Source organism: Vibrio sp. J1-1, assembly GCF_021728395.1.
Lineage (GTDB): Bacteria > Pseudomonadota > Gammaproteobacteria > Enterobacterales > Vibrionaceae > Vibrio.
In genome coordinates this window covers 43,051-56,547 of the sequence record NZ_JAKKCM010000009.1, presented here as the reverse complement: position 1 = coordinate 56,547, position 13,497 = coordinate 43,051, and the positions used below count along the sequence as shown (strand labels likewise).

10 protein-coding genes, 1 pseudogene and 1 riboswitch are annotated in these 13,497 nt (G+C 43.1%); of the genes and pseudogenes, 3 read left to right on the top strand and 8 right to left on the bottom strand.

Annotation, left to right across the window (positions count from 1 at the left end):
- Nucleotides 1-82: 82 nt before the first annotated feature.
- On the top strand, nucleotides 83-544 hold the full coding sequence (locus L3V31_RS15245) for a hypothetical protein (RefSeq protein WP_237317083.1): 462 nt from the start codon (nucleotides 83-85) through the stop codon (nucleotides 542-544).
- A 180-nt stretch (nucleotides 545-724) separates the two neighbouring features.
- On the opposite strand, the gene L3V31_RS15240 is transcribed toward L3V31_RS15245, so the two are convergent.
- From L3V31_RS15240 to L3V31_RS15225, 4 genes are all read right to left on the bottom strand, one after another.
- A complete protein-coding gene (locus tag L3V31_RS15240; protein WP_237317081.1) occupies nucleotides 725-1,576 on the bottom strand; it encodes a class I SAM-dependent methyltransferase in 852 nt (283 codons plus the stop codon).
- Between the two features lie 230 nt (nucleotides 1,577-1,806).
- Nucleotides 1,807-2,649: a hypothetical protein gene (locus L3V31_RS15235; protein ID WP_237317079.1), complete on the bottom strand. Its 843-nt coding sequence runs from the start codon at nucleotides 2,647-2,649 to the stop codon at nucleotides 1,807-1,809.
- Between the two features lie 257 nt (nucleotides 2,650-2,906).
- Entirely contained in the window at nucleotides 2,907-4,535 is a 1,629-nt protein-coding gene (locus L3V31_RS15230; protein ID WP_237317077.1) for a relaxase/mobilization nuclease domain-containing protein, read from the bottom strand.
- A 92-nt stretch (nucleotides 4,536-4,627) separates the two neighbouring features.
- Entirely contained in the window at nucleotides 4,628-5,275 is a 648-nt protein-coding gene (locus L3V31_RS15225; RefSeq protein ID WP_237317074.1) for a hypothetical protein, read from the bottom strand.
- A 1,161-nt stretch (nucleotides 5,276-6,436) separates the two neighbouring features.
- Between L3V31_RS15225 and L3V31_RS15220 the strand changes: the two genes are divergently transcribed.
- Nucleotides 6,437-6,715, top strand: coding sequence for a hypothetical protein (locus tag L3V31_RS15220; protein WP_237317073.1), 279 nt, complete (start codon nucleotides 6,437-6,439; stop codon nucleotides 6,713-6,715).
- 5 nt (nucleotides 6,716-6,720) lie between these two features.
- Here L3V31_RS15220 and L3V31_RS15215 read toward each other — a convergent pair.
- Nucleotides 6,721-7,649, bottom strand: a pseudogene (locus tag L3V31_RS15215) (IS5 family transposase).
- A 587-nt stretch (nucleotides 7,650-8,236) separates the two neighbouring features.
- On the bottom strand, nucleotides 8,237-9,826 hold the full coding sequence (locus L3V31_RS15210; RefSeq protein ID WP_237317071.1) for a carboxypeptidase M32: 1,590 nt from the start codon (nucleotides 9,824-9,826) through the stop codon (nucleotides 8,237-8,239).
- A gap of 210 nt (nucleotides 9,827-10,036) precedes the next feature.
- On the opposite strand from L3V31_RS15210, the gene L3V31_RS15205 reads away from it, so the two are divergent.
- Nucleotides 10,037-10,672, top strand: coding sequence for a LysE family translocator (locus L3V31_RS15205; protein ID WP_237317069.1), 636 nt, complete (start codon nucleotides 10,037-10,039; stop codon nucleotides 10,670-10,672).
- Between the two features lie 54 nt (nucleotides 10,673-10,726).
- Here L3V31_RS15205 and L3V31_RS15200 read toward each other — a convergent pair whose 3' ends face one another.
- Both L3V31_RS15200 and L3V31_RS15195 read right to left on the bottom strand, forming a co-directional pair.
- A complete protein-coding gene (locus L3V31_RS15200; RefSeq protein WP_237317067.1) occupies nucleotides 10,727-11,728 on the bottom strand; it encodes an LLM class flavin-dependent oxidoreductase in 1,002 nt (333 codons plus the stop codon).
- 170 nt (nucleotides 11,729-11,898) lie between these two features.
- Nucleotides 11,899-13,272, bottom strand: a complete 1,374-nt coding sequence (locus tag L3V31_RS15195) for a sodium:alanine symporter family protein (protein ID WP_237317065.1) — start codon at nucleotides 13,270-13,272, stop codon at nucleotides 11,899-11,901.
- 114 nt (nucleotides 13,273-13,386) lie between these two features.
- Nucleotides 13,387-13,487, bottom strand: a riboswitch (glycine riboswitch).
- Nucleotides 13,488-13,497 lie beyond the last annotated feature (10 nt).

The window sequence follows — 13,497 nt, the reverse complement described above, 5'->3', positions numbered from 1 at the left end:
GAAAGTTTGTTTCTATGTTTCTGATAATCGGTATTTTATGAGGACAAACGTAGTGATGGAATTAGATCAAAGGCGACTTATAGTGGTTAAGAATTTGCTTAATCAGCTCGAGTTTTACACTGGTGAGGTGATCGAAGAGGGGAGTCGAAAAGGGTTGTGTATAGATATAAACGGTTGGCACCTTTACCCAGTGTTTCAGTTTGATGAAAACATGGAATTACAAAGTCAACTAAAGAGACGTCTCGATGACTTAAGAAGAGGCCGAGATGACATTGATGTCCTCTACTGGCTATTTGCTGAGAAAACCGTGCTGATGTGCAAAGCGGTTGCGCCTTACCAGTTGGTAGAGAAAGCTTTGGGTAATGGTGATCTAAAAACTTACGATGCGTTAGTTTCGGCAGAAGCTAGCCAGAGTGAATATCTGACCGCTCGTCCTATTGATTTACTTGATAGAGACGAATTCGACGTATTTGTCGACGATTGGAAGCTAGGAGACTATCGAATGATCCCAAGGAAAGAGGTTAAGGGCATTTCGGGCTGGTGAAGCTGAAGCAGAAAACATCAAAGCGTGACTGTGGGATAGCTGCTGGCTCATTGTTGCCTGAAGCCGCTCACAGTAAACACACCTTTGCCCCTTTCTGCGTCAGTAGCAATGAAGCCCATTGTGTACCGACTCCAATTTGAATTAGTTTTTCTAATTGCTTGCAACTACTTAAAACCAGAGCTACGCATTTTTTGACGCAATGATAAGCGCATGGTGACTTTTCAACCTAACTTTGCTTACCTCTTTGTTCCAAGCATCAGTTACGTACTCTATAAAATCAGCATAACGATCTTTGGGTATGTAGTCATAGATAGGCTGACTATCGAGTATAAAATCTAAATCCCTGTCCGAATTATTGAATGGGTAGTAAGACTCTTCTTTTGAATAGAGGACTGTAAAACCAATTAGTTCAAGCTGAGTCAAGAACCTTGTTAGATTTAGTTGTGAATAGAAAAAGTCGTCAACGTGTGCTCCGTTAAATTCAACGATTTTATTGTGGAGATATCTTTTTATATTTAGAGCGTTATCACTTAATGAAAATCTTAGGGCGATCATGCCATTATGTTTCAATACTCGGTAGCAATTCAATAGAACAGGGGGGAGTTGCTCATGCGTACCCAACCAATGAAATACAGCGTTAGAAAAAATTACATCAGATGAAGACTCTCTTTGTTTATCTAGCCACAATGCGATGTCTGCATGTTCGATTTCTGTAAAATCAGAAGAGTGCTTGCGAGTAAAAACATCGATCATTGAAGCGTCAGCATCAACACATTTCACTGTCATATTGGTATGCTGAGAAATTAACGATGAAAGCTCACCATTTCCACACCCCAAGTCAATTACCGACTTACCATTCAGATGATTTAATTCTGTAAGTTTTTCGAGTAAGGCTAGGCCTGAATGGTATTGGTACTCCTTTTGGAAACAGTCATATTTATTACCATTCCATCCCATAGCTAACTCCAAATTGTTGGGCATCTCGTGCATGGATACTTGCTGATTATTGCTTTGTCCGACATTAGATTGCAAACGCTTATCGGTACAGTGAGATCTTGCTAACACGAATAGTGATATGTGTGAAGTTGAGCAAATCAAGCGTAAGGAGTGGTTTGCTTGTTGGAAGATATGAGTAGTGTTTTTCGATACCAAAAATTATCCGTACAAATCTAAATTAGTAAAAGCCCTAAAATGGAATTGTCCAAAAAAGTGTTGAACCTACTGCGCTGTGTGAAACAGGGGCTCTAAAGCCCCACGCGTCATCATGCCTTAGATTTTTTCCCCACATTTACGGCTCTTCCCCTTAACGCTTCAAAGGTTGCTCTAACGCGAGATGTGGTGTTGGAAGTAGCGTTCCCTGAAAGCGGCGTCAATAAGCTTTCATCGCAGTTAGTGAAACGGGCTAAACAGTCTTGCTCGAATTTAGATTGCTTCTCCTTCTTGCCAAGACCTCCAATCGTTCGACCCATGTCATACTTTTTGTCCATGAATTTGGAGATCTCGTCATTTTGGTACTTCTCTACATTAAAGCTTTTATAGCCGTAGCCCATGTTAGACAGTATCGATTCTAGACGGGCCAAGGCCTGCTGAATGTCCTCGGCTTCATCCGCCTTTAGCTCTAATCCTCTTGAATCAGTTGTGCGACTGCCGTCGGCACGTTCAATTTGACCAATAGTTTCACACAAATGGTGGATCGGGGCAGCGAACTGATGAACGGTATCGCCGTTTTCGAGAGTAACTGTACCTCGCTCTTTGTTTGCAACGCGTTCGAGGTTTTCTTTGACTGCAAGTCTGCAATACACTTGTATTTTGTCGAAGTAGCTGTCCTTAAGAGACATAATGTCTGGTTGAAAATACTCTGTGGCGTATCTGCGCTCTATTTCGTACTTTGAGCGTGGTATGGTGGTGACCGCATCCAGTGGGATCTGAAAGATAACCTCAGAGGAGACCACTGAGTCGTTATCAATGACTGTTCCTCTTACTGATATAGACTTACCATTATCATTCGGTAGGCGAAGTTGATACCAGACCTTAATGTTTGCAGTATTTGCATTTTCTTCTCTCATGTCGGAAATGATTTTATTTGCTTCAATTACACTGAGCATAAGTTGTCCTTTTTATTATATTTATTAGTAAGGTTAATTAAATAGTAAGTTCTTATTTTTTTCTATGCAATAAAAAGTTATTTTACATATTTTTATTATTAAATATGAATTTGTAGTTATTTATATTTTTGGGTTTTTAAGTTAATGATTACTCTGTGTTAATTTTTTGGGGATTCATTTTCTTATATTAAAAAAAGAATTATAGTCAACTTACTATTCTGATTAAGATCCATAGTAAATTGACTAAAAGGAGTAAGCTAGAGTTTACTTTTTAAGGTTAGATCTAGCTCGTGCTCCTCGCTCATCTCCAAGTAGCGTTGGATATGTTCGCTTGCATTTGCATCTTTTATGGCATTTAGAATTTGGGGGATGGTGTGGACAGTGTTTAGTCCGTCGTCGCGCTTCAACTGAAAGTCTGGTTGCTCTCTGTAGTCTCCCAGGTGGCTTTCTGCATTAATATCAGGGGAACCAAAGCCCAACATATGCAGCAATGATTCGATGAACTCAATCAATAGCTCTGCTAGATGTTGATTGACCAATGCAGAGTATTCATCACGAGTCATTTTTGGAGAATTGAACCAAGATTGGCTGTAGCTCTCTTTGTGCCATCTTTGATTGATTCTGATCCTGAAGACAAAACCATGAAGCTTGGAAACGTACTCCCTTGAGCCTCCCTCATTGTATAGCTGAAGGTAAGTTCGGAGGTGAGAGTACTTGACAGCTTTATTGATTTTTGTGAAGTCTTTATCTCTGAAGCGAAGCACCACATTGCAGTAGCGGTCACCGTTACTAAGAAGATGACAATGCTCATTGTCAATCGTCTGGATTGGGTCTTTGACAATAGCATAAGCACGTTTAGATTCGCGAATGTTTAACTGTTTAAGGCTTTGACTGTCACTTTCGTTCATTGTTAATCGACCGTTATTCAGCAGGTTTTTTAGGGAATATGCGTTGCTGTGTCCCATCTTTGAAGAAGGAAAGTACAGGGCTGGCCTGTTAGTCCTGTTTCGTGCTTTGTTGGGCTTACTCAATCGATAGGACATACCGTTGGGTAGTTTGTCAGTTTGAGCTTTGTAGCTAAGCCTAACTTGTACACCAATAGCTTCTAGCTGCTCAAGAAAAACTGGAAGGGTGGGGGTGATATCAAGAAGCCTATTTTGCTCAAGTACAAAGTCTAATTTGCGTCGTATCTGGGCTTTATCACCTCCTTTAGTTTTCTTGTTTGGTGTGATGTGAATGGGCTTTAGTTTAGAGTTCTCAACTCTGTCGTTAAACTTATCGCCTGGGTTAGCGACGCTGCCGAGTCCAAATTCATTTTCAATTTCACGCATAACTTTCGTGGCTTCAGGATAGTTTTGCCATTCATTGACGACTTTTTTCGTTTTTACGTCTACGGTGCCGCAGTTGATGTGGATGTGGGTATGGTCAGTGTCATGGTGAATAAACACAACATATTTTGTGTGTTGAAGTCCCATCCTACGCATATACTTCTTCACGAGTTTGCGCCATTGTTCATGGCTAAGCCGCTCGCCTTTCTGAAGAGATATCATTCGATGGCTGGTGGGTTTCTGCATGCCAGTCTTGCTTTTATAATTTGCTATCTCACGACCGATGTCAGACCAATTCATCTCGTGAACCTTGAGGTGGGGCGTTTTTAAGATAGGGAGTGGTGATGAGATATTGTGCGCCATCAGAAATTCAGTTTTTTCACTAATGATGTCGTCTTCTTCATGGGGCTTGAACTTGCCAGAAGCGTATTCGACACGCACGCATTGCTCTAGATCTTTGGTTGTGCCCGCGGCGTAGTTGGTAGTTGTAGCAGACTGGTCTTCAATAGATTGTTTTTTGCTTGGCGTTTTAGTTTCGAATATCTTGTGAATAGCCATAAGTACACCTTTTTATAATTGTTATGTGGTGATGTAGATTCGATAGGTTCGACCCAACGGGGTCGGAAGGGAGCGACATAGTCGCCCCTTGGTTACATGTAAGTTGCTTCTTCGCGCAGTTCTTTGAAGTCAGCGAGTTTTTGAAGCTGCTCTTGGGTCAAATGCCTATTAGCAAGCATCAAAGCGAAATCTGAGTTGTATTCACCCAGCTCTTGTTGCTCTCGCTCAGCAAGTTTTTGTTGAATCAGTGATAGGTATTCGATGATGAGGTTTACTGTTTCTTTATCTAAAACATTCTCTTGCAGGGCATGCATCAGTTGAACGCTTGAGAACTGGATATCTTCATTGATAGATTCAAGAACACATTCATCAACGCTGGGCCTCTCAATCTGGCTGACTTGCAGATCTGGTGTAAGGTTCAGAGTGATATCACGCATGTAGGTGGACAGGTGTTTGTATCCTAGCCTAGTTTGGCGGTACTCGAGCTCTGCTCTTTCTTGCGGGGTTATATTTATTTTGACTTGTTCACTGCATTTGGCTTCTGCTGGTTTTCGTGGTCTACCACGGCTAGGTTTATTGAGGTATTGTTCAATAAGCTCTAAGGCTTGAAGCTTTTCTCCAGAGTCACGTAGATGGCGATACACGCCTCGTTCTTCGAACACGAGCTGACGTTGTTCAATAAGTTCAGCTTTGCTCATTTTTTCTAGTCTTTCTCTGATACTTAGATCGAAAATACTCATACTTGTTACCTTTATTATTTTTATTAGTGGTACTAGGAGCGGAGCGACGAGCGCAGAACCGTAAGGTTCGAGCACCGCAGCGCTAGCGAGGAAGCTCCGCAGGACAAGCTGCTAATTAATTTCGAGGAACGAGAAATAATTAGTACTGGCTTGTTTCCGTGTTTTTTAATTTAGTGGAACCATTGTGATTATTCTTATGCTCGCACTCACGGAGTGCGTTACCATTATTCATGGGCGTAAATAAACAGAGTGTTCCTATATTATATTTTAATTCACTGCATGCGCTTTATTCAACTTACATGAACTTTAATATTGAGTATGGTTTGATATTTTTTGGAAACTAAATTGTTTTTGTTACATAAAGTAAATTATGTATTGATAGGTTATTAAATGATAAAGTACTTACAATGGGAATATATTAGAATAGCTTACATCCCGTATGATATATAATTATAGTTAGTCAACTTATTACACTTTCAAAGGTATAGTGTGGTGATTTATTGTCTTAGATTGATTAAGTTAATAATTAACGATTCGAACCAAATTAATTGAGTAGGAGAAGAAATGCCATTATGCTTAAGGTTGATTATATGAGTATGTTGGCCGACTTCGTCGAGTTGACGTAACAAGTTATATGGGAGGCGTATGGCAGGTAAAGTAAAACAGCGCAAAGCTCGAAAGGTGTATTGAATTTGCGAAGGCGGTAAATTCGTCAGCTAGAGCTAGAAAAGCTGTTCTAAAACAGTCTCGCTGTAACTCAGATATTTCTACAAATAGTTTTCATGAATAAAGGTAGCCTTATCCATGCTAATACCTTTTGGTCTAAAAGACGGCAAGTACTTTGATGTCAGTGAAGTAAAAAGAGGGGAGGGCGTGTGCCTGTGCTTGCCCTAGCTGTAAACAGAACTTAGTTGCCAAAAAATGCCCCAATCCCGACAAGATGATTCATCATTTTGCTCACGATAACAAGTCGAAAGAGGAGCAGAGTGAGACGGTAGAGTGCAAAAATTTATTTTGTGTCGTTGCAAGGTTAGTAATCAAGCAGTGTTTACGAGAGCTAAGCCGATTTGAGATCCCCCTTCCTGAATGGAAACTGTTATTTACTAAGCAGGATAAGTACGGGAGGGAAGTTTCACTGGTCTGGTGACTCAGGCGCACGTATTGAACATTGATGCTTTTGAATTTGAACCAAATCCACCAATTTCAGAATTAGACGTGCTGTGTCATGTAAATGGTTATGCATTTGGGATCCATTTTAGCTATCAAGGTCGTACAATGATTGACAGTAATAGATATGAAGGAATCTCAGTTGTCGATATTAATCTTGAACCATTGCAATTATTGTACGCAACGTATGAACATGAAACTCGCGACTCTTTTAAGTCACTTGTGATAGATTATGTGGGCGTTGTTGATCAATTCAGCCTTGGAGACGCTTGAAGCCATTAACCTGCCATATTACTCAGTCTCTGACGAACAGGCATACCAAGCCCAGTGAGTTTGTTCAACGCCTTAACGTTAGCCAAGATCTCACCTACTTGACCATTGTATTTTCTCAGCGTCACTTTCCCACTAAGCAGTTGCTTGGAACGATACATCGCCGTCTCAGCTAGTGAGCGTTGGTGATAACGGCTGTCCACTTACCATTGCTCTAGTTGGTCTGACTGCTGGGCAATAACAGCTTCGTTTCTTGGGTGTTCGTCGTCCCAGAGAGCAGCATTCTTTCGGGGAGGGATCACCGCTTTCGCTCCCTTTGTACCTATCACTTCATAGCAACCTCGTGTGTCATAGGCACCATCTGCCGATACTTGTTCTATTTTCCTGCGTAAAGGATTCAAAAGGCCAGGCAGTACCTCGCTATCATGGACGCTATCTAGCGAAACTACGGCAGAGACGATATCGTGGCTATCTGCATCTACAGCAAAGTGGACTTTGCGCCATGTGCGTCGGCCTTCGCTGCCATGCTTACGAACCTTCCATTCCCCTTCGCCAAAAACTTTAACACCAGTGCGTCAATGACCAGGTGATCTACTGTATCTTTAGGAGGTTGGCGATAGTTCACTTCTACTGTCCGTGCTCGCTTGCTTATGCTGGTGTAATTTGGTGAACGTAAATCTACATGCATCAGACCAAACAGCGAATCAATAAAGCCCTGTAGAGCGCGGAGTGGCAGGTTGAAAATCCCTTTCAGCATCAGAGCAGTCTCTATCGCGGAATCACTGAACTCATTGCTTCTACCTCTGCGTCCAGACGGAGTATCACAGTACCAATTGGCGATAGCATCTTCGTCCATCCAGAACGTCAGCGAACCTCGGTTTATTAGCGCTTGGTTGTATTCTTTCCAGTTGGTGATTTTTTTCTTCGATTTACCCATCTGTTTCTGCCTATGCTCTGGTCTCAAAGGATCAGATCGCTGGTTTACGGAAAGGTTCCATCGATTTGGTCAACAACGCCGATTATGTGCTCAATTCAGGGCAAAGAAATTGGGTGGTTCATGCCCGTTATACGGGGAGACACAGAGAGCTTAGTCAGAAGCTAAATAAAATGCTCGAAGAGTCAGACCGAAACCCACCAGTAGAGACTCTACGCAAATCGGCTATTGAGACTGTTAAGCATAAACCTTACAAGAAGCCAAGAAAAGCTAGAGCAGCCGCATCTCATGTCCAGGCCACTACTAGGGAACAGGGACAACCATGTGTCAGATGTGGTCAGAAAAAGGCTGGTTATATTGATAATTTGATATGTACGCCTTGCTTGAAGAAATACTATAGCGAAGGAATTTTTCACACTGGGGCTATTAAGAAAGTAGTTTTAAGTACCTATTTTTAGATTGCGTTAACTATTCAATATGGCTTTGAAGGGCTATCTATGGTGAGATTTTGTCAACGCCCCATTCATGCACGACAGCCCTTAGTACCGAGTAAAGTATTACGACCTTATGTTGAAGTCTTTACCGCCAAATTACAAATAACGATTCCGAAGATGATTTTGGAAATGTAGAGGGTTTAGAGTTTCCCCTGTTGCCTGAGTGACTAGCTCGTCAGTCGTTAATAAGCTGCCTTTGCTCCAGATGTTATCGCTTAACCAAGCAAAGATAGGTGAAAGGTCACCCGCCTGAATCGCACCATCCACGTCTACAGTTTTCTTCATAGAAGCCATAAACTGTGCGGCATACATAGCTCCTAAAGTGTAGCTAGGGAAATATCCAAAACTTCCATCACACCAATGAATGTCTTGCATGCACCCATCTTTATAATTGTGCTTTTTCAGTCTTTTTCCTTTATTATCAGTGGTTTGAGTTGGAGTTATCACTGTTCGTTTGCCGTCTGTCCAATGGATATCTTGCATGCAACCGTTTTTAAAGTTGCCTTTGGTCGACAAGCCTAAGTAGGTTTGCATTTTCTGATCCCACAACTCCGGTACATCAGTATGTTTGATCACGCCATTGATCAAGTCACGCTCGATCTCGTAACGCAAAATAACGTGAGCAGGGTAGGTGAGCTCATCGGCATCAACGCGAATAAAGTCTTTCTTAACGCGTGTGTATAGCTTTTGGAAATTTTCTTGCGAGAATAACTTAGGATCGTGTCCTGTAAAGTGATTACCTGCAAGGCGTGCTAAGTGTTCAATAAACGCATTACTACGACCAATCTGCATCTCAAAGAACAGAGATTGAGATTCGTGAATCCCCATCGAACGTGCCTGCCCAGACGGTAAGCCGGCGAGAGATTTCGGCAGGCCTTGCTCGTAACGAGCATGACCTGTCTCGTGAACAATGCCCATTAGAGATTGTACAAACTCGCTGTCATCATAGCGTGTAGTGATACGAACGTCAGTGGGAACACCACCGCAAAATGGGTGGACACTTTCGTCAAGTCGGCCGTGTTCGAAATCGAATTGCAGCAGCTTCATCACGTCCAAGCCCAGCGCCTTTTGTGTGTCGCTCGGGAAGGTACCCTTTGGCTCAATGAACTTTTCTGATGACTGTTTTTCGATTGCTTGGTCAATCATTTCTGGCAACCAAGTTTTTACATCGCTAAATAATACATCTAATGAAGCAGTCGTTGTGCCCGGTTCATAGATATCAAGCATTGCATCATAAGCGGAAAGACCAGTTACTTCAGCGCGGATTTGGGCTTCTTCCTGAGACAGTTTTACCACTTCTGCCCAGTTCTTTTCAAAACCTTGCCAATCATTTTCACCACGTTGAGTACGCCAGGCATGTTCACACTTTGAACCAGCTAGAGATTTGGCTTGCACCAACTCTTCTGGTAGTACGTTAGCTTGCTGCCAGTTGCGTTTTAGTTCGCGAAGTGTCGTGCTATCTTGAGCGTTTAGTGCCTCTTGATCCGCTTCAGAAAACCAGTCAACGAGTTGTGGCTGAGTTTGCAAGTTATGCATATGAACATACAATTCAGCCATAGCTTCAGAACGAGCCTGGCTACCACCATTAGGCATGACCGCCGCTTGGTCCCAGCCGCAAATTGCTGCGAGATGTTGAAAATGTGAGAGTTTTAATGAGTGTTTTTTGAGTTTTTCGAATGCGCTCATGTGTCGCCTTCCATGACTATAGAGAAAACAAAAGTTTACCAACCCTCTCAGGGCTTACCAAGTTATTCGCGTAGAAAGTTAGATTTATTCCAATATGTTTCATAAACATTTTCGAAAGGATTTTACGATATGCAATCAAAATTTATTGAAATAACAGCGTAAATATGACAATAAAGGAGAAGTTTCTCTCTTTGCTTGGTGGATGTAAGCTTGATACACAATTTTGAAGCGTTTTTAATCGCTATAACCATACTGACGCTCACTCCGGGATTGGATACCGCGTTAGTCATTCGTAATTCGTCACGCGGTGGCTTTACTGATGGAGCGGTCACTAGCCTTGGTATTTGTCTAGGGTTATTTGTTCACGCGACATTTTCAGCGATCGGTATTTCTGCGATCCTTGCCCAGTCTGCAGAATTGTTTCATGTGGTGAAGATGGTCGGCGCGGCTTATCTTATCTACTTGGGCTTTACGACGCTTAAAGGATTATGGAACAACACAGCAGCACCGCAAGATACGGCTGGGAGAGTTATCCGTCACGAGTTCAGCTTCTCTCGTTCCTTGAGGGAGGGTTTCTTGTCTAATGTGTTAAACCCGAAAACCGCCGTTTTTTATCTGGCCTTCTTACCACAGTTCATCAACCCAGAAGGATCAGCATTTTTACAGTCGACCTTTATGGCGGCAATCCATTTTGTTATCGCAATGGTTTGGCAATGTGGTTTGGCTGGGGCGCTAACCTCCGCGAAAAGCTTACTTAAGAGTGCACGCTTTATGAACTGGATGGAAGGCACGACCGGTTTTGTGCTGGTGGGACTTGGCGTTAAGTTGATGTTAGAAGACAAATAGTCTTCATAAAGATGAGCAAAAGAGCGGCTGGATAGCCGCTCTTTTTTATGCTGGCTACTGCATTTGTTCGTTTTTTAGCTCAGCGAGCAATTCATAAGAACGTAGTTTCTTCTCGTGATCAAAGATTACTGAGTGAGCGATGATTTCGTCCGCTTGAGTACGCTCTAGTAGAGAGTTGATCTTCTCTAACACAAGGGTTTTGTCACCATGAATGGATTCTCTGAGCTGATGAGTGACTTGGTGCTTTTCATGTGGTTTCCAGAGCTGATCCATGTCGGCAACAGGGGCGGGAATTTTACCTTGGCCACCGCGAATCAACTGCAAGAACTTCTGATATTCTGTCGTCGCTAAATAATTTGCTTCTTCAGTGCTCTCGGCAACGACCACATTGACGCCAATCATCACGTAAGGTTTATCAAGCTGCTCTGATGGTTGGAAGTTTGCTCGGTAGATGTCCAGTGCACGCATCATTGCATCCGGGGCGAAGTGCGCGGCAAAGGCAAATGGCAATCCTTTTACAGCGGCAAGGTGCGCGCTGTAGGTACTTGAGCCCAGTAGCCAAATTGGAACCGATGAGTCGGCGCCAGGGCAGGCTTGTACTGGTTGAGCTTTAGATACCGGGCCCATAAAGAACTGCAGTTCCTCAAGCAATTCAGCGAAGTCCGGATCCATTCTTTCTGGGTCTCTGCGTAGGGCGTGCATGGTCGGGTAGTCGGTTCCCGGCGCTCGCCCGAGTCCGAGATCAATACGTCCTGGATATAGCGCTTCTAATGTACCGAACTGTTCTGCAATAACCAGAGGTGCGTGGTTTGGGAGCATGACACCGCCAGAACCGAGACGGATAGAGTGAGTATGAGCACCGATATGACTCATCAGCACAGAAGTCGCAGCGCTGGCTATGTCTGGCATGTTGTGATGTTCTGCCAGCCAAAAACGGTGGTAGCCTAACTTTTCTGCATGCTGAGCTAGGGATACCGACTTTTGGTAGGTTTCCGTATAGTTGGAGCCTTCTGCAACAGGGGCTAAATCTAAGATGGAGATTCGTGGGAATGGCATATGACCTCAGAGTTTCTTTCTTTATTCTTACTATGTGGAGTCAGTGTGGCACGAAATAAACCCCTAGCTCCTCAATGAGATGATTTGAAATCATAATGGTTAGGAATATGAAAAAAGGGAGCGAAATGCTCCCTTTTGGATGAATCTAACCTTTAAAGCTAGCCTTCGACTTAACTTGCGTTAGCGATAGATACCTTACCAATTGTGTTGGCGAAGTAATGTTTTGTCTCTTCTACAACAACTTGGCGCAGAGCAATCAAACCAATCAGGTTTGGAATCGCCATTAGGCCGTTCACGATGTCAGCCAGTATCCAAATCATGTCCAGATGCAGGAACGCGCCTGACGCCACTAAGCCAACAAAAACCAGTTTGTATGGAAGTACCGCTTTAGTGCCGAACAGGAATACAACGCAACGTTCACCGTAGTAGTTCCAACCAAGAATGGTGGTAAAGGCGAAGAACATCAGGCCGATTGATACCAACATTGGACCAAAGGTATCAGCATTTAAACCAACCGCAAAAGCGTGTGTTGTCATTGCTGCACCAGAGAAGTCACTCTGCCATGCGCCAGTCAAGATCAGAGCAAGACCGGTCATTGTACAAATGATGATGGTATCGAAGAAGGTACCTGTCATTGAAATCAGGCCTTGTTTGACACAAGAATCTGTTTTCGCCGCCGCTGCCGCCATTGGTGCACTACCCAAACCAGATTCGTTTGAAAATACACCTCGAGCGATACCCGATTGGATAGCCAGCATGATGCTTGCGCCTAGGAAACCACCTGTTGCCGCTGTCGAAGTGAAGGCTGATACCAACACTAACTCAATCGCATTCAGTAGTTGGTCTGCATTCATGATAATCACGCTTAGACATGCTAATACATAGAATACAGCCATGGTTGGTACAACTTTACCTGCGACCTTGGCGATAGATTTGATACCACCTAAAGTAACAAAAGCGACTAATAGAGTTAGGATGAAAGCAGATACCTCACGGTTAGCACCGAAAGAAATCTCTGTCGCATCCAAAATCGCATTTACTTGAGGAAAAGTACCGATACCAAAACAAGCCACACCTAAAGCAAATACAGCGAACATAATCGCTAGTGCTTTAGAGCCAACGCCATATTGTAGGTAGTACATCGGGCCACCAATCATTTGGCCTTTATCATCAACTTGGCGGTATTTTACGGCAAGTAGACACTCAGCGTATTTGGTTGCCATTCCGAATAGGGCAGCAAGCCACATCCAGAATAATGCACCCGGACCACCAAGTTTGATTGCAGTAGCAACACCAACGATATTACCGGTACCGATAGTTGCTGAAAGTGCAGTACATAATGCTGCAAAGCTAGAAACGTCACCCTGTTTATCAGATGACTTATCTTTACTAAATACCATCACTAATGCGGTCGGTAGATGTTTAAACTGGATCAAGCCGAGGCTAAAAGTGAAGTAAACACCGGTACCCACAAGCAAAAGCAGAAGTGGTGGACCCCAGACAAAGTTATCGATGGTTTGAAGTAAAGATTGTAGGTCGTTCATGATTTCCCCTTAATAAAACAACTATAAGGAGAAGAGGGAAAGGGCGAGATACAAGATCTCTAATAGAACAGAGCTATTTAAAAGACGGGAACGCCAAATAGTTAGGTTACAACTTTCCACTCCTCTGTCCTTTTGCCTGAGAGTTTCACCCTGTGCATGACACAGGACTTGCTCCTTCGGCGACCGATTAAACGGTTCTCTCCAGAGGTTCCTCCAACTACAGTC